At 66.5% G+C, this 21,984-nt stretch carries 19 protein-coding genes and 1 pseudogene; 12 read left to right on the top strand and 8 right to left on the bottom strand.

Going from position 1 to position 21,984, the window contains the following annotated elements; translation table 11 throughout:
- The first annotated feature begins 101 nt into the window (after nt 1–101).
- Entirely contained in the window at nt 102–1,127 is a 1,026-nt protein-coding gene (locus tag ACZ9J7_RS17110) for an NADPH:quinone reductase (RefSeq protein WP_476211091.1), read from the top strand.
- Nucleotides 1,128–1,131: 4 nt separating this feature from the next.
- On the opposite strand, the gene ACZ9J7_RS17105 is transcribed toward ACZ9J7_RS17110, so the two are convergent.
- The 4 genes from ACZ9J7_RS17105 to ACZ9J7_RS17090 all read right to left on the bottom strand — a co-directional run bounded on the left by ACZ9J7_RS17105 (nt 1,132) and on the right by ACZ9J7_RS17090 (nt 3,902).
- Nucleotides 1,132–1,323, bottom strand: coding sequence for a three-helix bundle dimerization domain-containing protein (locus ACZ9J7_RS17105; protein ID WP_476211089.1), 192 nt, complete (start codon nt 1,321–1,323; stop codon nt 1,132–1,134).
- A 163-nt stretch (nt 1,324–1,486) separates the two neighbouring features.
- The gene (locus tag ACZ9J7_RS17100) at nt 1,487–1,717 is read right to left on the bottom strand and encodes a hypothetical protein (protein WP_476211087.1); all 231 of its coding nucleotides are present in this window, start codon (nt 1,715–1,717) and stop codon (nt 1,487–1,489) included.
- A 77-nt stretch (nt 1,718–1,794) separates the two neighbouring features.
- Nucleotides 1,795–2,766, bottom strand: a complete 972-nt coding sequence (locus ACZ9J7_RS17095; RefSeq protein WP_476211086.1) for a glycosyltransferase family 9 protein — start codon at nt 2,764–2,766, stop codon at nt 1,795–1,797.
- Entirely contained in the window at nt 2,763–3,902 is a 1,140-nt protein-coding gene (locus ACZ9J7_RS17090; RefSeq protein WP_476211084.1) for a glycosyltransferase family 9 protein, read from the bottom strand. Before ACZ9J7_RS17090 ends, ACZ9J7_RS17095 begins: the two co-directional genes overlap by 4 nt.
- Nucleotides 3,903–4,108: 206 nt before the next feature.
- Between ACZ9J7_RS17090 and ACZ9J7_RS17085 the strand changes: the two genes are divergently transcribed.
- The 6 genes and pseudogenes from ACZ9J7_RS17085 (at nt 4,109) to ACZ9J7_RS17060 (ending at nt 10,556) form a co-directional block, all read left to right on the top strand.
- Nucleotides 4,109–4,411 (top strand): DUF4193 domain-containing protein, encoded by a 303-nt coding sequence (locus tag ACZ9J7_RS17085; RefSeq protein WP_018761323.1) that lies wholly within the window; start codon nt 4,109–4,111, stop codon nt 4,409–4,411.
- Between the two features lie 168 nt (nt 4,412–4,579).
- Complete coding sequence (locus ACZ9J7_RS17080) at nt 4,580–5,320, top strand: M50 family metallopeptidase (protein ID WP_476211078.1); 741 nt, start codon at nt 4,580–4,582, stop codon at nt 5,318–5,320.
- Nucleotides 5,321–5,394: 74 nt separating this feature from the next.
- Nucleotides 5,395–6,953, top strand: a pseudogene (locus ACZ9J7_RS17075) (IS1182 family transposase).
- Nucleotides 6,954–7,174: 221 nt separating this feature from the next.
- Complete coding sequence (locus tag ACZ9J7_RS17070) at nt 7,175–8,257, top strand: glutathione S-transferase family protein (protein ID WP_476211077.1); 1,083 nt, start codon at nt 7,175–7,177, stop codon at nt 8,255–8,257.
- A 43-nt stretch (nt 8,258–8,300) separates the two neighbouring features.
- Entirely contained in the window at nt 8,301–9,410 is a 1,110-nt protein-coding gene (locus tag ACZ9J7_RS17065) for a serine hydrolase domain-containing protein (RefSeq protein WP_476211076.1), read from the top strand.
- 93 nt (nt 9,411–9,503) lie between these two features.
- A complete protein-coding gene (locus ACZ9J7_RS17060) occupies nt 9,504–10,556 on the top strand; it encodes an FUSC family protein (protein ID WP_476211074.1) in 1,053 nt (350 codons plus the stop codon).
- 39 nt (nt 10,557–10,595) lie between these two features.
- On the opposite strand, the gene ACZ9J7_RS17055 is transcribed toward ACZ9J7_RS17060, so the two are convergent.
- From ACZ9J7_RS17055 to ACZ9J7_RS17045, 3 genes are read right to left on the bottom strand one after another with little or no spacing between them, the layout of a single operon-like run.
- Entirely contained in the window at nt 10,596–11,507 is a 912-nt protein-coding gene (locus ACZ9J7_RS17055) for a MaoC family dehydratase (RefSeq protein WP_476211073.1), read from the bottom strand.
- Nucleotides 11,504–12,844 carry a 3-oxoacyl-ACP reductase gene (locus tag ACZ9J7_RS17050; RefSeq protein WP_476211071.1) on the bottom strand — a complete coding sequence of 447 codons (1,341 nt, stop codon included), beginning with the start codon at nt 12,842–12,844 and terminating at the stop codon, nt 11,504–11,506. Before ACZ9J7_RS17050 ends, ACZ9J7_RS17055 begins: the two co-directional genes overlap by 4 nt.
- 9 nt (nt 12,845–12,853) lie before the next feature.
- Nucleotides 12,854–14,206, bottom strand: a complete 1,353-nt coding sequence (locus ACZ9J7_RS17045) for an acetyl-CoA C-acetyltransferase (protein ID WP_476211070.1) — start codon at nt 14,204–14,206, stop codon at nt 12,854–12,856.
- 61 nt (nt 14,207–14,267) lie between these two features.
- On the opposite strand from ACZ9J7_RS17045, the gene ACZ9J7_RS17040 reads away from it, so the two are divergent.
- Both ACZ9J7_RS17040 and ACZ9J7_RS17035 read left to right on the top strand, forming a co-directional pair.
- Nucleotides 14,268–14,996, top strand: a complete 729-nt coding sequence (locus ACZ9J7_RS17040; protein WP_476211068.1) for a TetR/AcrR family transcriptional regulator — start codon at nt 14,268–14,270, stop codon at nt 14,994–14,996.
- Nucleotide 14,997: 1 nt separating this feature from the next.
- On the top strand, nt 14,998–17,109 hold the full coding sequence (locus tag ACZ9J7_RS17035; protein ID WP_476211067.1) for an acyl-CoA dehydrogenase family protein: 2,112 nt from the start codon (nt 14,998–15,000) through the stop codon (nt 17,107–17,109).
- A 91-nt stretch (nt 17,110–17,200) separates the two neighbouring features.
- On the opposite strand, the gene glgA is transcribed toward ACZ9J7_RS17035, so the two are convergent.
- Nucleotides 17,201–18,406: a glycogen synthase gene (gene glgA, locus ACZ9J7_RS17030; protein WP_476211065.1), complete on the bottom strand. Its 1,206-nt coding sequence runs from the start codon at nt 18,404–18,406 to the stop codon at nt 17,201–17,203.
- Nucleotides 18,407–18,508: 102 nt separating this feature from the next.
- Between glgA and glgC the strand changes: the two genes are divergently transcribed.
- The 3 genes from glgC to ACZ9J7_RS17015 all read left to right on the top strand — a co-directional run bounded on the left by glgC (nt 18,509) and on the right by ACZ9J7_RS17015 (nt 21,946).
- A complete protein-coding gene (glgC, locus tag ACZ9J7_RS17025) occupies nt 18,509–19,918 on the top strand; it encodes a glucose-1-phosphate adenylyltransferase (RefSeq protein ID WP_476211063.1) in 1,410 nt (469 codons plus the stop codon).
- A gap of 89 nt (nt 19,919–20,007) precedes the next feature.
- On the top strand, nt 20,008–21,459 hold the full coding sequence (locus ACZ9J7_RS17020; RefSeq protein ID WP_476211061.1) for an SDR family NAD(P)-dependent oxidoreductase: 1,452 nt from the start codon (nt 20,008–20,010) through the stop codon (nt 21,457–21,459).
- A gap of 19 nt (nt 21,460–21,478) precedes the next feature.
- Nucleotides 21,479–21,946 carry a pyridoxamine 5'-phosphate oxidase family protein gene (locus ACZ9J7_RS17015; protein WP_476211059.1) on the top strand — a complete coding sequence of 156 codons (468 nt, stop codon included), beginning with the start codon at nt 21,479–21,481 and terminating at the stop codon, nt 21,944–21,946.
- Nucleotides 21,947–21,984 lie beyond the last annotated feature (38 nt).

The raw sequence follows: 21,984 nt of genomic DNA, 5'->3' as shown, positions 1-21,984 counted from the left end.
AAAAGCGCACTCAGCGAACGGGGTGCGCTTTTTTCATGCCTGCCCATCACGTTCGGTAGGTTGGGCGGTAAAGGCAACGGCAATCAAGTCGGGAGAAGACAATGAAGGCAATCAGTTATGAAGAAACAGGGCCCTCATCCGTACTGAAGCTTCAGGACAGGCCGTTGCCGGTGCCGGGGCCCGGAGAAGTCCGTGTCCGGATGGTGGTGTCCGGCGTCAACCCCACCGACTGGAAGTCGCGGTCCGGGAGCGGAAGCAGGAAGCTCGACGCCCCCAAAGTTCCAAACCAGGACGGAGCCGGTGTCATCGATGACTTGGGTCCCGGGGTGACGGGCCTGTCGGTGGGCGGCCGTGTCTGGCTGTGGGACGTCGCATGGGGCAGTAATGAAGGCACGGCACAGGAATACGTCGTTGTGCCCCGCAATAAAGCTGTGCCCCTTCCCGATACCGAATCCTTCGATGCCGGCGCCTCATTGGGCATCCCGGCGTTGACGGCGCACCGGGCCCTGACATCGAACGAGGACGGCCCAGCCAGGCTCTCCGCCGGAGCCCTCGAGGGACAAACCGTCCTGGTGACGGGAGGGGCCGGAGCCGTAGGCCACGCGGCCATCCAACTCGCGCGCTGGGCCGGGGCCACAGTCATCACCACCGTCAGCGGAGACCAAAAGGCTGAACTGGCCCGCCGTGCGGGCGCCGGCACCGTCATCAACTACCGGACCGGGGACATTGTTGGCGCCGTCCACCAGGTGGCCGCAAACGGCGTCGACATGGTTGTGGATGTCAACGCACCCGCGAACATCAAGACGGACCTGGACGTCATCAAGCCGGGCGGGACGATCGCCATATACGCGGCGAACCCGGGAGAATCACTCACCGTTCCAATCCGCGAAAGCATGGCGAGGAACGTCCGCTACCAGTTCATCCTCACCTACACCGTCACCGACGAGCAGAAACGTCAGGCCGTTGCCGCTATCTCCGAGGCCCTGGCGGCAGGCGCGCTGAGGGTGGGGGAAGAGCACGGACTGCCCCTGACACGGTTCCCGCTGGACCAGACCCCCGCAGCCCATGACGCCGTGGAACAGGAGACAGTCGGAAAAGTGCTGATCGACGTCGCACCCGGATCCTGACGCCCTACCGTGCAAGCCTGTCCCTGGCTGCATGTTCCACCAGGACCGGAACGAAGGCGCGGACCCGCCCCGTATCCAGGAGGCTGTGTTCCTGCTGCACCACATCTTCGATGTACTCCCTGGACAGCGCTGGAAACTTCACGGCAAGCCGGTCCACCACGTCGCCAAGCGCCCGCAACTCTTCGCTTACTCCCATCGGGAAAGTGTCGGGGATCCGGCCAAGCCCGTCAAGACTTGACTGAGGGGGCGCCGAGGCATGCGTCATGGTTAACCGGCACGCGCGCATGACGGCGAGCGCCGGGACCGCGTTCGGGCCAGCCTGGGCGGTCACCCTTCGCACCTCCGGAACGCCGCCGGCGTCAGTGCGGATGAAGCCGCCAGGTCCGTGGGTGCCGGTTACGTCCGGGGCTATGGGCCGCCGCTGCCACCGGACGGTACTCAATCCGGTGCTTCTCGGCCCGGACGCCGCGGCGTTCCTGCCGCCGCGCCTTCCTTTCCGGCCGGTCGATGGCGGACAGGATGGTCAGCGTTACGGCAATCCAGAGGAGCGCCGTCCCCAACACCAAAGCGATTTCCAGCTCAGTGCTCATACACATTATTTTAGGCTCGTGGGGCAGGGTTCACCCCTCTGCGGACCCACAGCACGGACGCTTAAACCCACAGTGTTTCAGAGCAGTCCCAATGCCTTGACAGCAGCCATCACATCGGAGGCCTGGACAGCGAGCAGGGCTGGGTCCGGCCGGGCCGCAAACGTGTCCCCGCGCCGCAGTTCGGCCCGGGTGAGGACGATATGGGGCCCAGGGGGCGGCCCCCAAATCTCGGGTGGGGCCGGGCCAAAGAGCACCACTGACGGGGTGCCGTAGGCTGATGCCAGGTGCGCGGCGCCGGTATCGGCAGAGACCACCAGGCGGGCAGCAGCAATGGTCGCAGCGAACTCCCCGAGGCCCAATACCCCGGCCAGGACAGCCGTACCCGGGATTCCTGCGAGGCGGCACACTTCCTCCGCCCGCTCCCTCTCGGAACTGCCGCCGGTGAAGACTACCTGGTGTCCTGCCTCGGTCAGTGTCGTCGCCACCGCCGCAAACCGCTCCGCAGGCCAAAGCCTGCTGCCGTACGCTGCCCCCACGTGCAGGACAGTGGCCCCGGGCACGGGACTGGGCACCTCGGGCGTATCCAACTGCACGTCCAACGGATCGGCGTCTATCCCATGCCATTCAAGGAGCCGTACCCAGCGTTCGCGTTCGTGCAGTTCCGGCCGCCACTGCGGCCCGTTCCGGTGTGCACTGTCATGTCCCAGGGTCCGCCGGGCCTTCAACGCCTCTATCCGGCCCTGGCTCTCCGGGCCGCTGCCGTGAAGGTTGACGGCTACGTCCACCACGCCCGGTGGCAGTGCCAGCGGCTCGTCCAGGCCGTGCGTGGGCAGCAGTTCATAGCCGCCCACCAGGCCCAGGGCGTCGGACAACCACCCCTGCGCAGCATACCGAAGCCGGTGCCCGGGAAAGGCCCGTCGGAGGCCTTTCAACGCCGGCACGGCCACCAGCAGGTCTCCGAGCTTGAGGGCGCGCAGAACCAGGAGCTCCGGCCTGCCGTCTGCCGGCTCTTGAACGACTGCTGTGTGTGCCGCTGCGCCGCCCGTCATGCATCCTGCTTTGCGAGCTTGCCGGCCGTGAGGCTCCGGACGTCCCCGTAGACCTCAGCAACGCCCACCCCGGCCACCAGTGAATCGTCGTGGACGCACCGTGCTGCCGTCCAGCCGACCTGGGTTACATCGACACCACATGTCGGGCACGCCGTCACCCATGAGGCGTGGACGCGGTGGAGGCTCCGCCCCAGCGCTCCGGCGTTGATTACGTTGCCCACCCAGAAAATGCCGACTGTGGGCACGCCCAGCGCCTGTGCAAGGTGCCTGGGCCCACTGTCGTTTGCCACCACGACGTCGGCGTCCACCAACAACGCCACGAGCCCTGCCATGTCCAGGGCGCCGGCCAGGGAACGGACTGCTGCTGAAGCGGCACTGTCCGCGATTTCCGCTGCCAGGCCCTGTTCGCTCCTATCCCCGATAAGGACCACTTGTGAACCATCGGCCGCACAGGCGGCAGCAAGCTCAGCGAACTTTGCGGCGGGCCAACGACGGCGGGGATCGGTGGCGCCGGGATGGATCACGACGAGTGGGTGGGCACGGTCCCCGGGGCGGGCTGGCGGCAATTCCTGCCCGGCGGGCGCCAGCCGGGCCTCAAGGTCGACGGGGAACGCGCCCGCAAAACCCGCCACTTCCAGAGCCCTGAGGGGTTCGTGCTGGTAATAGAGGTAGGGGACGCTGCGCTCAAGCACGGCGGCGTCGGCCGTCCGGGTCCCTACGGTGTGGCGGGCTCCCAGCCGCAGCAGGAAGGGATTCGAGAACCGTCCACCTCCATGGAGCTGGACGGCCAGATCGAAGGCGCGCCCGCGCATGCCGGCAAAGAACTGGTCCAGCTCGCCGGCATCCTCCTCCCCCGGGCGGACTCCTTCGGCGAAGGGCAGGATAACCACTTCATCGACAGGGCCTTCCACCGCCCCGAGAACCGCCTCATGGATTGGAGTGCCCAGCAGTGTCAGGTGTGCTGCCGGGTAGGCCGCCTTCAACGCAGCCATCGCTGGAATTGCGAAGAGGAGATCTCCCAGGCCCCCTCCCCGCAGGACCGCTATCCGGGACACAGCGTCGAACTTCTCCAGCACGGGGCCTACCCCCGCACCGATTTGTTCGGCGCCGCCAAGCTCCGCAGTGAGTTGCTCCAAAAACTGCCCCTTCCGTCCCGGGGAGGAAACCGCATGGCCGTCCCTCTCCTGCCCACGCAGCCGAATATCGGTTCGGGAAACCCGTGGCCGCTCCTCTGCACCCGTACCCAACCGGCAACGGATCTACGCTTCCTGTTGGGGAATACCGGGTTCATGCTGTACGTTTCATACCCGACAGCCCAACTAAGAAAAGAGAAGCACCCAAAGTGGCAACCGATTACGATGAACTGCGTTCCGACGTCAAGGAATCGCAGGACAACTCACTCGAGCAGCTCCAGTCAGCGAATGCTCCGGACGCCCGCAGCGTTGTGCAGGAGTTGGACGAGGCTGACGGGCTGGACGGCGCCGGAGTTCCTGGCGGCGAATTTGTCGCTGAGGAACTCGTAGTCCAGGTCATCCCCCAGGCTGAGGACGAATTCACCTGCTACTCCTGCTTCCTGGTCCGCCACCGGTCCCAGATCGCCCGGCAAAAAGACGGCCACAGCTACTGCACGGAGTGCGAAGGTTAATCAGCAGGTTTGTACCAGGGCGGCAACGCCCGGCCCCGTACGAAAGGCACGCCGAACCTGGCGTGCCTTTCGGCTTTAAGTAATGACCAGGTTCCTGCCCGCGTCCAGCTTGGGTGCGTAGCGTGGGGCACAGGACTTACGACGGCGACACGCAGCCAGGAGGCCATATTGGACAGCCCTGCCAGCTTCTGGAATACCTTCAGTGCGGCATTCACCCAAACCAACGTACCCAACATCACATGGGCCGAGCTTATGCTGTCGCTGGCGGCCGCCGTCGTGCTGTCCATCCCCCGGCGCAGCTGGCGCTATTTCGGCCTCCTGGCCACCGCCACCCACGAACTGGGCCACGCATTCGCTGCCCTTACCTCGGGGCAGCGGCTCTCCGGGATCCGGCTTCGCCTTGACCACTCCGGAACCACCACCACCTACAGCAGGAGCAGGCTGGCCGCTGCCTGGTCCTGCTTTTGGGGATATCCGGTACCAGCGCTGGCGGGTGCCGCATTTGTTTGGTCCGGGCTCAACGGATGGGGACCGGCAACCATGGCGGCCAGCGCAGTGGTGTTGACTGCCTCGCTCCTCTTCCTTCGCAACCTTGCGGGATTCGTGATCACGGGGGCCGCGATCGCCGGGACCGGTGCCCTCACCTTCCTTGCGCCGCCCTCCATGGTTGGCCATGCCGCCGTGATCTTCGGCCTGGCACTCCTCGTGGCCGCCGTCCGTGACCTGGTCAAGCTCACCCACGTGCATTTACGCCGTCGCGACCGTCTCAACAGCTCGGACGCGTATCTCCTGTACCGGGCCACCTCCGTTCCGTCCGGCATCTGGATCGCCCTGTTCACGCTCCTCGTGGCCGCTTCCTGGCTGGTGGCGTGGCAGCCCCTCGTGGCAATCCTCCGGCAGGGCGCCTAGGAGACTGCTGAACTAATCGGCGGATGTGGGGCGCGTCGACTGGACTGGTGGGTCTGGTGGTTAAGACTTGTCATATGCAGGGACGCGAGGACGCGCAACGCGGGTATTTGGATGTGGAGGCATTGGCCGGGGAGTTGTTGGCTCCGGGCAGTGTTTTCGCTTTTCTGGCCAAACATCGGGGGCGGTTGTTTCCGGATTCGATGATGGAGGATTTGTTCCGTCGCGGCGGGGCAGGCCGTCGGTTCCGGCGCCGGTCATCGGGTCGGTGCTGGTGCTGCAGGCATTGCAGGGCCTCTCTGACCGGGAAACCGCCGAGGCGTTGACTTTTGATCTGAGGTGGAAGGCCGCTTGCGGCTACGGGCTGACCGATACCGCGTTCCATCCGAGCACGCTGACGTACTGGCGAAAGCGGCTGGCCGCCTCGTCGGATCCGCACCGGATCATGGAAGCCATCGCCAAAGTCGTCGCGGAAACCGGGGCTTTGACGGGCAAGCGCCGCAGAGCGGTGGATTCAACGGTCCTTAACGACGCGGTCGCCAGGCAGGACACGATCACGCAGCTGATCGCCGCGGTCCGCCGCTTCGGCCGGGACATCCCGGGCGGACAAGAACTCGTGACCGCCCACGCCACGGGCTATGACTACATCCGCACCGGTAAGCCGGACATCGCCTGGGATGACCAGGACGCCAAAGACGGGCTGATCTCCGCGCTGGTCACCGACGCCCTGGCGTTGCTGGCCGCGGTCGACCCCGAAACGCTGGACGGAAAGGCTGCTGATGCCTACGCTCTGCTGGCCCTGGTCGCCGGGCAGGACGTGGAACCGGCCGAGGACTCCGACGGGACCGACGGGCGATGGCGGATCGCCCGGAAGGTCGCCCCGGACCGGATGATCTCCACCGTTGACCCCGACACCCGGCACGCGCACAAGACCCAGTCCAGGCAGCAGGACGGATACAAGGCCCACATCGTGATCGAACCCGACACCGGGCTGATCACCGCCGCGGAACTGACCAAGGCCTCCGGCCCGGAAAACAGCGACGGGGCCGTCGGTGCCCGGCTGATCGGCATGGATTCCACGATCGCCGGCACCAGCCTGGACGTCCTGGCCGACTCGGCCTACGGCACGGGGGACATGCTCGCCGCCCTCACCCGTGCCGGCCACACCCCGGTGATCAAACCCTGGCCCCTCCGCCCAGCAGTCGAAGGCGGATTCACCCTCGATGACTTCACCGTCGACGAAGCAGCCGGCACCATGACCTGCCCGCACGGACTCACCCGCAACATCACCACCAAACGACGGGTCACGTTCGGCGCCGCCTGCACAGGCTGCCCCCTCCGGCACCGATGCACCACCTCACCGCGAGGACGCAAAATCGTTCTCCACGAACATGACGCGCTGCAACGGCAACACCGCCAACGCGCCAAGAACCCGGCCTTCCAGGACGACTACCGCACCCACCGGCCCATGGTCGAGCGGTCCATCGCATGGCTCACCCGCGGCAACCGACGCGTTCCCCATCGCGGCATCAACCGGAACAACGCCTGGCTCCAGCTACGGATCGCGGGACTGAACCTCCGCCGCCTCCTGAAGCTCGGACTCACCAGCGAACAGGGATCCTGGGCCATCGCTTGAACCCGGAAACCAGGACCAGGCCTCTCACAGCCAGCCAAAACAACACCCACTACCCGGCCACAGGCACCAAAAGCCCGGAACCACCCCAAAACACTTCAACCCCAGAAACCCCAACCCACAAAAGGAAGGGCTGGCCCGACAGCGAACGCCACGGACCAGCCCTACAAAGCACTTAGTTCAGCAGTCTCCTAGGGCGTGAAGCCGGCGCATAGGCTAATGGCATGAGCCAGGAAACGGAAAGCACACCAGCAGACACCGCCGACGCGCACAGCACCCGGGGAGCCTACGTGACAGGCGGGGCGGAATTCACCCGGGACACCAACTACATCGAGGACCGCATCACCAGGAATGCCGCGCCCGGCAGCAACGGTGAGCCGGGCTGGCCGGTCGAGTCCGGGCGCTACCGCCTCATTGCCGCAAGGGCCTGTCCATGGGCCAACCGCACCGTCATTGTCCGCAGGCTGTTGGGGCTCGAGGAGGCCATCTCCCTTGGCCAGCCTGGGCCCACCCACGATGCACGTTCCTGGACATTCGACCTGGACCCGGGTGGAGTGGACCCGGTCCTGGGAATCGAGCGCCTGCAGGACGCCTACTTCAAGCGGTTCCCCGGCTACCCCCGCGGAATTACCGTTCCCGCTATCGTCGACGTGCGCAGTGGTGAAGTGGTGACCAATAATTTCCCCCAAATCACCCTTGATTTCTCGACCGAGTGGACAGAATTCCACCGGCCGGGCGCCCCGCAGCTCTACCCCGCGCATCTCCGCGAAGAAATCGACCACGTGAACAAGCGCGTCTTTACCGAGGTCAATAACGGCGTCTACCGGTGCGGCTTCGCTGGATCACAGGAGGCCTACGACTCGGCGTACCAGCGCCTGTGGGCCGCGCTGGACTGGCTCGAGGACCGCCTCTCGCGGCAGCGCTTCCTGGTGGGTGAAACCATTACCGAGGCGGACGTCAGGCTGTTCACCACCCTGGCCAGGTTCGATCCCGTCTACCACGGACATTTCAAGTGCAACCGGCAAAAGCTTAGCGAAATGCCCAACCTGTGGGGTTATGCGCGGGACTTGTTCCAGACTCCGGGCTTCGGGGACACCATCGACTTCGTGCAGATCAAGCGCCACTATTACATCGTTCATGAGGACATCAATCCCACCGGCATTGTCCCTGCCGGCCCGGATCTTGCCGGATGGTTGACGGAGCACGGCCGGGAGGCGCTGGGCGGACGCCCGTTCGGCGACGGCACCGCACCGGGACCTGTGCGGCCCGGCGAGGAAGTCGCAGCCGGACACGGAGCTTCCCGCTGACCTCATCCGCGGACGGAAACCGCTTTCCTCGTAGACTGGAGGCATGCAGACTTCTCTGGGTTTCGTAGCGCCGGGGTACGAGGGTGTCCTGGCACTGTTTGAGTCCTTCCTCGCGGAGGACTCCCGCTACAGCGCGCAGCTGGCCGCCTACCGGAACGGGGTGCCGGTGGTACGCCTGACCGGCGGCCCGGCCATGGCACCGGATACGTTGACCGGCGCCTACTCCTGCTCCAAGGGTGTCGCCGCCCTGGTCATCGCCCTGCTGGTCCAGGACGGTGTCCTTGACCTTGACCGGACGATGGCCCACTACTGGCCCGAGTTTGCGGTCCACGGAAAGGACCGTTTGCTCGTCAGGGAGGCGTTGTCGCACCAGGCGGGGCTGCTGGGGGTCGAGGGCGGTTTTAGCTTGGACGAGTTCACCACGTCCGGGGCCGCAGCCCGGCTCGCCGCTGCCGCTCCCGCCTGGGAGCCCGGCCGCCAGTTCGGCTACCACGCCCTCACCATTGGCATCCTGATGGAAGAACTGTGCCGGCGGACCACGGGCGAGGCCCTGCAGGACATCTACGACCAGAGAATCCGGAAGCCGCAGGACGTGGACTTCTTCCTGGGCCTGCCGGACAGCCAGGACGGCAGGTACCAGGACGTCCTGTACGAAGCAGGGCCGGCCGAAGCGTGGATGGATCCGCTCAGCCTCGACGGCCTGAACAGCAATGCCCCGGTCAGCACCATCATGGAACTGCCCAATATCCGCTCCGTGCGTGCCGCGGGCATGTCCGCCGCGGGTGGCGTTGGCTCCGCGGAGGGGCTGGCGCGCCTGTACGCAGCGGCCACCACCGGTGTCGGTGGCACGGAGCCGTTCCTCTCCGGCGGGACCATTACGGCCATGACTCGGGAACAGGTCTGGGGCCTGGACCGGTCCTCCGGCCTGGACAATGCCTTCGCGGTCGTTTTCATGAAACCCCACCCCTCACGGAACTTCGGGAGCCACCGGGCCTTCGGCCACGAGGGAGCCAACGCTGCCCTGGGCTTCGCCGACCCCTCCTACGGGCTGGGCTTCGGCTACATCCCCCGGCGCGCGGAAGAAGGCCGCACCCCGGGCCGTGCCCACAGGCTGGCAACTGCGGTAACGCGCTCAGCAGCAGGTTTGTCCTGAGCCACCCCCGGCCCTACTGTTGTCCGGATGGGCAATACTCAGGCACGGCCGGATGCACGGTGGGCTCGGGGGACCCAACTTCTTAGACAATCAGTGGCGGGGCTTTCTGCTGCCTTCGCGGCACAGCGGCTCCAACTGGCAGGGAAAGCGGCCATAGCCGCGGGGCTGGCGTTCGCCATCGCACCCCTCATGCCTGGCGCCGCCTCGCACTACGCGTACTACGCACCGCTGGGCGCCCTCGTGGCCATGTATCACAACGTGGCCGGGTCAGTGAAGCAGGGGGCACAGGCGCTGGCGGGGCTGGCGATGGGAATCGGTCTTGCCTTCGTCCTGGTCAGCATCAGCGAACCGTCGCCCCTGACGGTCGCCCTGTTCATGGGGGTGGGCGTCCTGCTGGGCGGCTTGCCGGGCATCGGCTCAGGCAGTGACTGGATCCCCACGGCGGCGCTCCTGGTCCTGCTGGTGGGCGGCAGCAACGCCGAAGATTTCTCCTACGGCTACCTTGTGCAGATGGCGGCGGGCGTGGCTGTCGGGATTGCGGTGAATTTCCTGATCTTTCCTCCGCTGCACCTCAACGCCGCCGCATCGAGCCTTGCCGACCTGCGGCTCGCCCTTGGCCGGCAGCTGACGGACATGGGCGCGGCACTGGTGGAAAAATGGCCCCCTGAGCACGAGGATTGGTCGCGCAGGTCGGACGAACTGGCGGAAGCGGCGCGTTCAGTGCGTCATTTGGTCAAGGAGGCGGATGCCAGCAGGCGCGCCAACCCCCGGCGGAAGCTGCACCCGCGCGACATGGACCGGGACTACCGGGACCTGCGAAACCTGGAACGGGTCACCTTCCATATCCAGGACATGACGGATGTGCTGTCCGATGTGATCTGGGAGGACGACGTGCCCTACGAGATTCCCCTTCAGGACAATGAACCGCTGGCAGACGCCATTACCGCCACCGGGGAACTGGTTTCCACGGACACCGACGGTGACGCCCAGGAATTGAAGGACCGCTACGACGCTGCCAGGGCGGCGGTGGAAGCCTGCATGGCTGCCACCGCCGACAGGCCGGCAGAACAGGGAACCGTCCCTGCCTCAGAATCGGTCCTCCTCAGCCTCCACCGGATCCTGCGGGCCGTCCAGCCGCAGGACTAGGCAGGCCCTGGCCCCAGGCCGGAAGCTGAAGGCCAGGTCCTACAGGGCCGAAACCGTCCCGCTGAAATGGCGCCGCCCGGAGCGTGGACTCCATGCAACGAAACTGGAGTGCTTCCATGCCCCGGAGCCGGTCTGTTCGGTCCCGATCTCCAGGGCGACCCGGGAAGGCAGGAAGACCGGGGCCTCGAATTCCACGTCCCACATGAACGAGTCGCCCCGGGCGGGGCCCACATCTGCGAGCGCACGGGACGCGAGGTACATGCCGTGCGCTATCGATCGCCGCATGCCCAGGGCCTTGGCCGAGAGCACGCTGAGGTGGATGGGGTTGAAGTCCCCTGAGACCGCTGCATACGCACGGCCCGTATCCACGCCGAGGTGCCACAGCGCCGTCGGGTCCGGTGCCGTGAAATCAGCTTTGGGAGGTATGGCTGAGGGCTTGTCGATCCCCGGGAGGAAGACGCCCTTGGCGAGGTATGTTGAAACTCCGCGCCAATTGACCTCGCCGGAGCCGGCGCGCCGGACTTCCGCCACGACGTCCAGCTGTGTCCCCGCACGGTGGCCGCCGAGGTTTTCCACGCGGGCGGTCATGTCAAGGACATCGGTGAACAACAGCGGTGATCTTTGCTCCACACTGTTGCGCAGGTGGATCATCCCCAGCAGGGGCAACGGGAAGTCGTCCCGGTTCATGACGCTCATGGCCAAGGGGAATGCGATGGCGTGAATGAACCCCGCGGGCAGGACGTCACTGGCCGTTTCGCCGATCAGGTGCTGGTAAGCCGTAAGGTTTTCCACCCCGACGGTGACGCCCCTGACTTCGTGGCTCTCCGCCGGGAGGACTGCGGAGTCATGTGTTCCCAGCAGCCTGCGTCTTGCGGCCTGCGCGGCAGCGTTGACGTAAAGCTTGGACAACGAGGGCATCTCGGCCAGGACCACCGGCTGCTTGACCGTCATGCCCCCACCAGGTTCTGCCCGCACACACGCAGCACCTCTCCGTTGATCCCGCCCGCGGCATCGCTGGCCAGGAACGCGATGGTTTCCGCGACGTCGGACGGGAGCCCGCCCTGCTGCAGTGAGTTCAACCGGCGCGCCACCTCCCGGACGGCGAAGGGGATCCGGGCCGTCATCTCCGTTTCGATGAAGCCGGGAGCCACTGCGTTGATGGTGCCGCCGCGGGACGCCAGCAGCGGGGCTGTGGCCCGCACCATTCCCATGACCCCTCCCTTGGACGCAGCGTAATTGGTCTGGCCCCGGTTTCCGGCGATGCCGCTGGTGGAGGCCACTGAAACAATACGCGGTGACTGCCGAAAGTGTTCGGAGGCCAGGAGGGTTTCGTTGATGCGGAGCTGGGCGGCGATGTTGATGGTCATGACCGAGTTCCACCGGGCCTGGTCCATGTTGGCCAGCAGCTTGTCCCGGGTAACGCCCGCGTTGTGCACCACGATGTCCAGCCGCCCGTGCCGCTGAACGGCATGGTCGATGATCCGCTGGCCGGCGTCGGCACCGGTGATGTCCAGCTGAAGTGCGGTGGCCCGCACCTCGTTGGCCACCGAGGCCAGCTGGTCCCCTGCGGCAGGAATGTCAACCAGGATCAGGGTGGCGCCGTCGCGGTGCAGCGTCCTGGCAATCTGGGCTCCGATGCCGCGGGCAGCGCCGGTGACGACAGCCACCTTCCCTGCCAACGGCCGTTCCGGATCAGCGGGCAGGCTGCCGTCCTCTGATGAGACGGTCAGGAACTGTCCGTCCACGAATGCTGACCGGCCGGAGAGGAAGAACGCCAGGGCGCCCAGGGCGCTGGGACTGGTGGCGGTGGTGCCGTCCGCAAGGATCACGCCGTTGCCGGTTGCGCCGCCCCGCAGTTCCTTGGCCAGGGACCGCAGGAAGCCATCCACTCCCTGCCGGGCTGCTGCAGCTTCGGGTGTAGCCGCTTCCGACGCCGGGCGGGAAAGCGTGATGATCCGCCCGCCGGCGCGCAGGTCCCGGAGGGAGCCTGCCGCCGCCAGCACGGGCTTTTCAAGGTCTGTCGGGTGTTCCAGCCCGTCGAGGACCAGGATGATGGCGCCCAGCTTTTCGGCGGGAACAGCATGCCGCCGGACGTCGAGGTCCCAGGACAGCAGCTCCGCGGCGAGCTTATCCGCCCCCGGGGTGGTTCCCAGGACCACGACCGGTCCGGTTACCAGGGGCTGCCCTGGCTGGTAGCGGCGCAGGACCGCAGGTTGCGGAAGGCCGAGTTTCTTTGCAAGGCTGCGGCCCATGCCGCTGTTGACCAGTTGGGTGTACGTATCTGCCACGGCCGCCCCCTACAGAGATTCCAGGATGGCGACGACGCCCTGGCCGCCGGCGGCGCAGACGGACACCAGGCCCCGGGCCGGCTTCCCGGTGGCAGCAGACTTGGCCTGGAGCATCTTGGCCAGCGTGCCCGCTATGCGGCCACCGGTGGCGGCAAAGGGGTGGCCTGCTGCGAGTGAGGACCCGTTGACGTTGAGGCGCGAGCGGTCGACGCTGCCGAACGCACCGTCGAGGCCCAGGCGGGTGCGCCCGAACTCGTCATCCTCCCAGGCTGCCAGCGTGCTGAGCACCGTGGCGGCAAACGCTTCGTGGATCTCGAAGAAGTCGAAGTCGGCCAGCGTCAGGCCTTGCCGGGCCAGAAGCCTGGGCACGGCGAAGACGGGAGCCATCAGCAGCCCGTCCTTCCCATGGACGAAGTCGACAGCAGCAGCCTCGGCATCGACCACGGCTGCCAGCTTGGGCAGGTCACGGGCGTCTGCCCATTCGTCCGACGCCAGCAGCACCGTGGACGCACCGTCCGTCAGCGGGGTGGAATTGCCCGCCGTCATGGTGGCATCCGCTCCAAGGTTGCGGCCGAAGACCGGCTTGAGGGATGCCAGTTTCTCCAGCGAGGTGTCCGCCCGGAGGTTCCCGTCACGCGTCAGTCCCCGGTAGGGGGTCATCAGGTCATCAAAGAACCCGGAGTCGTAGGCGGCGGCCAGGTTGTGGTGGCTGTTCAGTGCCAGCTCATCCTGCGCTTCCCGGGAGATCTTCCACTGGGCGGTGGTCAGGGCCTGGTGCTCGCCCATGGACAGGCCGGTACGCGGCTCCGCAGTGCCCGGGGCCAAAGGGGCCAGGTCCTTGGGCCGGAGCCGGCTGAGGATCTGGAGCCGCTGGGGAAGGGTTTTGGCCCGGTGAAGGTCCAGAACGACCTCGCGGAGTCCCTCACTGACCACCACGGGTGCGTCGGAGGCCGAATCCACGCCGCCGGCGATGGCCGAATCGATTTGCCCAAGCTTGATTTTGTTCGCCAGGCCCACCACGGTCTCCAGGCCCGTGGCACACGCCTGCTGGAGGTCATACACGGGCGTTTCCGCCGAGAGCGCCGACCCCAGCACTGCCTCCCGGGTGAGGTTGAAGTCCCGGGAGTGCTTCAGGACCGCGCCGGCCGCCACCTGCCCGATCCGTTCGTCCTGGAGCCCGAACCGCGCGATCAGGCCATCGAGGGCCGCCGTCAGCATGTCCTGGTTGGAGGACTTGGCGTAGGCACCGCCGGCGCGGGCAAACGGAATCCTGTTGGCGCCAACAATCACCGCCCTGCGGGTTGCCGGGACGGCAGGCAGAGCTGATCCGCCTGCGTGGGTGGACTGTCCTTCTGTGGACATGGAGGGCTCCTCTGGTCACAAGTGGTTACCGATACCCAGCGTACCTGATACGCTGGGTATCGTGAACTTTCAGGACACGCACTCCCCCTTGACCATCGAACTGCCGTCGCCTGCCAGCCCCGACGGACGTTCGTCGCGCTGGCAGAGCCACCGGGAGGAACGGCGCAGGGAGCTCATCAAGCAGGCCCGCCGCGCCGTGCACGCGCTCGGCAGCGATGCCTCAATGGAGGACATCGCCACGGCAGCCGGGACATCGAAGTCCGTCTTCTACCGGTACTTCCGGGACAAGGCCGGGCTGCAGCAGGCAGTAGGCGAGGTCGTCCTCAGCCAGATGCAGCACCGCATCCAGGAGGCCGCGCAAAGTGCACTCACGCCCCGGGAAGGCCTGCTCGCGATGGTCTCGGCTTATCTCCAAATGGCCGCCACCAGCCCCAACGTCTATACCTTTGTCACCAGCTACGCGCCGGCTGATGCCGCCAACCCGCCGCACCCTGCCGCAGCAGGCGGACCGCTGGGCCCCTTCTTCGACGCCATCGCGGACATGATCGCCACTCCCATGCGGTCCCACCTGGCGGACGTCAAGGAAACCGTCATCGGCTACTGGCCCAAGGCCGCGATCGGCCTGGTCCGGAACGCCGGCGAACAATGGCTCAGCACCCCGGACTCCCCCGCCAAACCAGACCAGGAGACCATGGCCCGCCAGATCACGGCGTGGCTGTGCGTGGGCATCGTCCCCGAACTCACCACCGCTTCACCGACCACCAAGTTATCCGCCAAAGAAGGACTGTGACATGACTGACGTAGTGGACCGCCCCGCGCGCAAGGGACTCCGCCCCGCCGCAACCCCTGCAGCAAAGCCCGCGGACGAAAACGCCGCACCCGCCGTCGACGTGGAGGCGCTGGGCAGGCAGCTCCTGGGCAAATGGGCCGATGTCAGGCTTCAGGCACGGGACCTGGCCGGCAGGCCCGAACTGCACAAGATTGAGGGCCTGACGCACACCGAACACCGCACCCGGGTCTTCGGACAACTCAAGTACCTCGTGGACAATGAAGCCGTGCACCGCGCCTTTCCCTCGGAGCTGGGCGGATCTGACGACCATGGCGGAAACATCGCCGGCTTCGAGGAACTGGTAGTGGCGGACCCTTCACTGCAGATCAAGGCCGGGGTCCAGTGGGGACTCTTCGGATCCGCCGTGATGCACCTGGGGACCGCAGAACACCACAGCAAGTGGCTGCCCGGAATCATGAGCCTTGAAATCCCCGGCTGCTTCGCGATGACGGAGACCGGCCACGGCTCGGATGTGGCCAGCATCGCCACCACCGCAGCCTACGAACCCGACACCGAAGAGTTCATCATCAACACCCCGTTCCGCGCCGCCTGGAAGGACTACATCGGCAACGCGGCCAACGACGGCCTCGGCGCCGTGGTGTTCGCCCAGCTGGTCACCCGCGGCGTGAACCACGGCGTCCACGCCTTCTACGTGGACCTCCGGGATGCGGACACCAAGGAATTCCTGCCCGGAATCGGCGGGGAGGACGACGGCGTCAAGGGCGGCCTGAACGGCATCGACAACGGCCGGCTGCACTTCGAAAACGTCCGCGTCCCGCGGACCAACCTCCTGAACCGGTACGGCAACGTCGACGCGGACGGAACCTACACCTCCCCCATCGCCAGCCCCGGCCGGCGCTTCTTCACCATGCTGGGCACCCTGGTCCAGGGCCGCGTGTCTCTGGACGGCGCCGCCGTGGCCGCCTCCAAGGTCGCGCTGAAGGCTGCTATCCAGTACGCCACCGAACGCCGCCAGTTCAACGCTTCCTCGCACACGGAGGAAGAAGTCCTGCTCGATTACCAGCGGCACCAGCGGCGCCTGCTCACCCGCCTGGCCACCACCTATGCGGCCAGCTTTGCACACGAGCAGCTGCTGCAGAAGTTCGACGACGTCTTCTCCGGCGCCCACGATACTGACGCGGACCGCCAGGACCTGGAAACCCTGGCTGCGGCGCTGAAGCCCCTCAGCACCTGGCATGCCCTGGATACCCTCCAGGAATGCCGTGAAGCCTGTGGGGGCGCCGGCTTCCTGATCGAGAACCGGTTCGCCTCGCTGCGCGCCGACCTGGACGTCTATGTCACTTTCGAGGGCGACAACACCGTGCTGCTGCAGTTGGTGGCCAAGCGCCTGCTGGCCGACTACGCCAAGGAGTTCAGGAATGTGGACTTCGGTGTGCTGGCCCGGTACGTGGTGAACCAGGCGGCGGGCGCCGCTGTGCACCGCACGGGCCTGCGCCAGGTGGCCCAATTCATGGCTGACACGGGGTCAGTGCAGAAGGCCGCAATCGCCCTCCGCGACGAGGAAGGCCAGCGCGCCCTGCTCACGGACCGGGTGCAGACCATGGTGGCTGAGGCCGGGGCTGCCTTGAAGGGCAGCAAGCGCCTGCCGCAGGACAAGGGCGCTGCATTGTTCAACCGGCACCAGAATGAACTCATCGACGCCGCCCAGGCGCACGCTGAACTGCTGCAGTGGGAGGCCTTCACCGAGGCGCTCCGGGAGGTGCAGGATCCGGGAACCAGGTTGGTCCTCACCTGGCTGCGTGACCTCTTCGGCCTGTCCCTGATTGAGAAGAACCTGTCCTGGTACCTCATGAACGGCCGGCTCTCCATGCAGCGGGCGCGCACTGTGGGCGGCTACATCAACAGGCTGCTGGAGAAGATCCGACCGCATGCCCTCGACCTGGTTGAGGCCTTCGGGTACGGCGGGGAACACGTCCGGGCTGCCATCGCCACGGGCGCTGAAAAGAGCCGCCAGGACGAGGCGCGTGCGCACTTCCGCGCTGAGCGCGCCAGCGGGCAAGCCCCGGTGGACGAGAAAGTCCTGATCGCCAGGGCCGCGGGCCGGAAGGCCTGACCCGGGCGGACACCGGGAACCGGGCAAAAAACGACGGCGCCGCCCCCTGCCAAAGGGAGCGGCGCCGTCGTGGTTTGTATCTCCGGGACGCTCAGGCCCCGGCGGGCAACACCGAGCGGTACACCTCGAGCGTGGTTTCCGTGATCGACTCCCACGAGAAGTGCTTTTCGGCGCGCTCGCGGCCTGCCTGGCCCATGGCGCGGGCGCGGGCGGGATCGGACACCACTTCGGTCAGGGCGGCCGCGAACTCCGCGACGAACTTCTCCGGGTCCAGGGGCGTCCCCGTACCATCGGTGACCTGTTCCAGGTCCACCAGGAGGCCGGTTTCACCGTGCTGGACCACCTCGGGGATGCCGCCGGTGGCGCTGGCCACCACTGCGGCGCCGCAGGCCATGGCTTCAAGGTTTACGATGCCGAGCGGCTCGTAGATGGAGGGGCAGGCGAAGGCTGTGGCGTGGCTGAGGACCTGGATCAGTTCGTGGCGCGGCAGCATCCGTTCAATCAGCACCACGCCGGTGCGCTGCTTCTGCAGCTCCTCGATGAGGGCCGCTGTTTCGGCGGCCAGTTCCGGAGTGTCCGCCGCGCCCAGGCACAGGACCAGCTGGACATCGGCGGGCAGCTTCGCTGCCGCGCGCAGGAGGTAGGGAACGCCCTTCTGGCGTGTGTTTCTTCCCACAAAGACGACGCTCGGCTTGGCGGGGTCGATGCCCAGCGCACGGACGGCGTCGTCGTTCTCGTCACGCTGCCAGAGGGCCACGTCGATCCCGTTGTGGACCACCCGGACCTTTTCCGGGTCAACGTCCGGGTAGCTGCGCAGGATGTCCTGGCGCATGCCCTCCGAAACGGCGATGATGGCCGCCGCCGCTTCGTAGGCCGTCTTCTCAACCCAGGAGGAGAGGGCGTAGCCGCCGCCGAGCTGTTCGGCCTTCCAGGGCCGCAGCGGCTCGAGGCTGTGGGCGCTGAGAACGTGCGGAATTCCGTGCAGCAGGGAGGCCAGGTGGCCGGCCATGTTGGCGTACCAGGTGTGCGAATGGACCAGGTCCGCGCCCTGCACATCCGGCACGATGCGCAGGTCCACGCCCAGGGTCTGGACCGCCGCGTTGGCCCCGTCCAGGTCCCCGGGAACCTGGTACGACGTTACGGTGGCGCCGTGGTAGTCGGCGTCGCGGGGAGCGCCGAAAGCACGAACCTGCAGGTCAACGTGCTTACTAAGCACCCTGCTCAACTCGGCTACGTGCACCCCGGCGCCGCCGTAGATCTCTGGCGGGAACTCTTTAGTCACAATGTCTATTCGCACAAGACCCAAGGTAGTCGTTCACGGATAACTGTTCTAGTGTGAAGGAGTCCGGGCCTACCGGACTGTCTTGGGGAGTTACGAAGGCGTATAGGAGCGACCATTATGCCGTTGACCAAAAAAGTCCTGGCCATTGTCCTCGCAGGTGGCGAGGGAAACAGACTGATGCCTCTGACGGCAGACCGGGCCAAGCCCGCGGTGCCTTTCGCCGGCAGTTACCGCCTTATCGATTTTGCGATTTCCAACCTGGTGAATTCGCGTTACCTGCAGATTGTGGTCCTCACCCAATACAAATCCCATAGCCTCGACCGGCATATTTCCGAAGCATGGCGGATGTCCACCCAGCTCGGAAACTACGTCGCTTCCGTGCCCGCACAGCAGCGCGTCGGCAAGAGCTGGTTCCTGGGCAGCGCCAATGCCATCTACCAGTCCCTGAACCTGATCCATGACGCCAACCCCGACATCGTCGTCGTGGTGGGCGCGGACCACGTCTACCGCATGGACTTCGCCCAGATGGTGGACCAGCACGTCCGCAGCGGCGCCAAGGCCACCGTGGCGGCCGTCCGCCAGCCGCTGCACATGGCCGACCAGTTCGGTGTCATCGAAGTGGACCAGAACGACGCCCAGAAGATTGCCGCGTTCGTGGAGAAGCCCTCCAGCACGCCCGGGCTCGCAGCCGATCCGTCACAGTTCCTCGCCTCCATGGGCAACTACGTGTTCGACGCCGACGCCCTGGTTGCAGCGCTCCACGTGGACGCCGAGCGGCTGGACACCAAGCACGACATGGGCGGGGATATCATCCCCTACTTCGTCAACCGTGGCGAGGCCGGCGTCTACGACTTCACCCTCAACGAGATCCCCGGTTCCACGGAACGCGACCGCACCTACTGGCGGGACGTCGGTACCATCGACTCCTTCTATGACGCCCACATGGACCTCATCTCCCCGCTGCCTGTCTTCAACCTCTACAACTCCGAGTGGCCCATCTACACCCGGCAAAGCATCTCCCCGCCGGCCAAGTTCGTCCGCGGCAAGAACAATACCGTTGGCACGGCGCTGGATTCGATCGTCTCCAGTGGCGTGGTGATTTCCGGTGGAGTGGTGGAGGGTTCGGTCCTGTCCAACGACGTGTACGTCGCCACCAGCGGCCGGGTCATCGATTCGGTCCTGATGGACAAGGTCCAGGTGGGCGCGGGGGCCGTTATCAACCGGGCCATCCTGGACAAGAACGTCAAGGTTCCGGCCGGAGCCGCCATCGGCCTGGATCCTGAGCTGGACCGGGCCCGCGGCTTCAAGGTCACCGAGTCCGGCATCACCGTCCTGGCCAAGGGCCAGGAAGTGCCGGAACCGGGCGAGGAGGAACGCCAGCTCGCCGCCAGCCACCTGAGCCTGCTGCCCAATGCCATCAAGGCCGCCGCGGAGCAGTACTCCGGTGTCCGTGAGGCCGCCGACAAGGTGGCCGGGACGCACGCTGCCGCAGCAGCGGAGGCTGCACCTGCCGCCCGGCTGGGCTGACCCGGAGCTAGCCTCCCCCGACGGCATCCGCAGGCCGGGGCACCACTGATGGTGCCCCGGCCTGCGGCGTACGCTGTAAAATTTTCCCAATGAGCTCCCCCGATCTGACCCCTGAGGACATCCAGGCCTGCCTCAAGGTCCTGAACACCATCCACGCCTACGACGAGGAGCACCCGGACTACATCTCGGTGCGCCGCGCCACGGGGAAGATGTTCAAGGCCGTCAAGCGCCACCGGCGCGTCACCAAGCGCGATTCGATCGCCGAGGCGGACCGGGCCGTCATTGCCCAGACGGCCACCGCTGCCCCGGACCGCATCGACGACGAGACCCGCGGCAACAAGCTGGCGCCGTCCGCCACAGGGAAGGTCGCCGGACACCTCCTCCGGTCCCGCCCCTGCTACATCTGCAAGCAGCACTACACCCAGGTGGACGCCTTCTACCACCAGCTGTGCCCCGAATGCGCTGCGTTCAGCCACAGCAAGCGCGATGCCCGGACCGACCTCACCGGGCGGCGCGCCCTGCTCACCGGAGGACGGGCCAAGATCGGCATGTACATTGCCCTCCGGCTGCTGCGCGACGGTGCGCACACCACCATCACCACCCGGTTTCCCAAGGATGCCGCGCGTCGCTTCGCGGCCATGGAAGACAGTGGCGAGTGGCTCCACCGACTGCGGATCGTGGGCATCGACCTGCGCGATCCTGCCCAGGTCATGGCCTTGACCGACTCCCTCGACCAGGCCGGTCCGCTGGACATCATCATCAACAACGCGGCCCAGACCGTGCGCCGGTCCGGCAACGCCTACAAGCCGCTGGTGGACGCCGAGGATGAACCGCTTCCGGCGGCCCTGGAGCAGGCCAACGGCGGCCCTGAATTGCTGACGTTCGGCCATGCGCATGACAAGCACCCGCTGGCACTGGCCGGCAGCGTCACCGACCACCCGGTCCTTGCCGGCGATGCCGTCACGTCGCTGGCGCTGTCCACCGGATCTGCCTCCCTGGAGCGCATCGCCGCGGGCACCGCGATTGACGCCGGCGGCCTGGTCCCGGACCTTGCCAGCATCAACAGCTGGACGCAGGTGGTGGACGAGGTGGATCCCCTGGAAATGCTTGAGGTCCAGCTCTGCAACGTCACCGCACCGTTCCTGCTGGTCAGCCGGCTCCGTGGCGCCATGAAGCGGTCCACGGCGCGGCGCAAATACATCGTGAACGTTTCCGCGATGGAGGGGCAGTTCTCCCGCGCTTACAAGGGCCCCGGCCACCCCCACACCAACATGGCCAAGGCGGCGCTGAACATGATGACCCGCACCAGCGCCCAGGAGATGCTGGATACCGACGGCATCCTGATGACTGCCGTGGATACCGGCTGGATCACGGACGAGCGCCCGCACTTCACCAAGGTCCGGCTCATGGAGGAGGGCTTCCACGCCCCCCTTGACCTGGTGGACGGCGCGGCCCGTGTCTACGACCCGATTGTCATGGGTGAAAACGGTGAGGACCAGTACGGGGTCTTCCTGAAGGATTACAAGCCCAGCCCCTGGTGATGCGGGGTATGCTCACGGCATGAGCAACGAGTCATCCACCCAAGTGCAGAATCTCGAACACCACGAATGCTGGGCACTGCTGCGGACAGTCTCCGTAGGCAGGCTCGCGGTCCTCGTTGACGGCCGGCCGGATATCTTCCCGGTCAACTTCACGGTGGACGGCGGCACCCTGGTCTTCCGCACCAGCCAGGGCACCAAATTGTCGGCGGCCTCCGGCGATGCCCCTGTGGCGGTGGAGGCGGACGGCGTCGACTCCGAGACGGGTCTGGCGTGGAGTGTGGTGATCAAGGGCACCGCTGCCCTGGTCAAGAGCACCGAGGACGTGCTGGAGACCTCCCGCCTCTACCTCTTCCCCTGGCAGGCCGGGCGGAAGGACGCGTTCGTCCGCATCACCCCGGACAGTGTCACGGGCCGCCGCTTCAAGGTGACGGACCCGATGACGTGGTGGACGCAGATCAGCGGTTCCGCCAGGGCGTCCCAGGAATAGGCCGACGACGGGTTCCCCGGCCAGGCGGCCGGGGAACC

Source organism: Pseudarthrobacter sp. TE9888 (genome assembly GCF_056279345.1).
Note: the sequence above shows the minus strand (reverse complement) of the source record. Positions and strands in the feature narration are given on the sequence as shown.

Coding starts and splice junctions, on each gene's coding strand:
- ACZ9J7_RS17110 (WP_476211091.1), top strand. CDS start 102: ATGAAGGCAATCAGTTATGAAGAAACAGGGCCCTCATCCGTACTGAAG.
- ACZ9J7_RS17105 (WP_476211089.1), bottom strand. CDS start 1,323: ATGGGAGTAAGCGAAGAGTTGCGGGCGCTTGGCGACGTGGTGGACCGG.
- ACZ9J7_RS17100 (WP_476211087.1), bottom strand. CDS start 1,717: ATGAGCACTGAGCTGGAAATCGCTTTGGTGTTGGGGACGGCGCTCCTC.
- ACZ9J7_RS17095 (WP_476211086.1), bottom strand. CDS start 2,766: ATGACGGGCGGCGCAGCGGCACACACAGCAGTCGTTCAAGAGCCGGCA.
- ACZ9J7_RS17070 (WP_476211077.1), top strand. CDS start 7,175: ATGAGCCAGGAAACGGAAAGCACACCAGCAGACACCGCCGACGCGCAC.
- ACZ9J7_RS17065 (WP_476211076.1), top strand. CDS start 8,301: ATGCAGACTTCTCTGGGTTTCGTAGCGCCGGGGTACGAGGGTGTCCTG.
- ACZ9J7_RS17055 (WP_476211073.1), bottom strand. CDS start 11,507: ATGACGGTCAAGCAGCCGGTGGTCCTGGCCGAGATGCCCTCGTTGTCC.
- ACZ9J7_RS17045 (WP_476211070.1), bottom strand. CDS start 14,206: ATGTCCACAGAAGGACAGTCCACCCACGCAGGCGGATCAGCTCTGCCT.
- ACZ9J7_RS17035 (WP_476211067.1), top strand. CDS start 14,998: ATGACTGACGTAGTGGACCGCCCCGCGCGCAAGGGACTCCGCCCCGCC.
- glgC (WP_476211063.1), top strand. CDS start 18,509: ATGCCGTTGACCAAAAAAGTCCTGGCCATTGTCCTCGCAGGTGGCGAG.
- ACZ9J7_RS17020 (WP_476211061.1), top strand. CDS start 20,008: ATGAGCTCCCCCGATCTGACCCCTGAGGACATCCAGGCCTGCCTCAAG.
- ACZ9J7_RS17015 (WP_476211059.1), top strand. CDS start 21,479: ATGAGCAACGAGTCATCCACCCAAGTGCAGAATCTCGAACACCACGAA.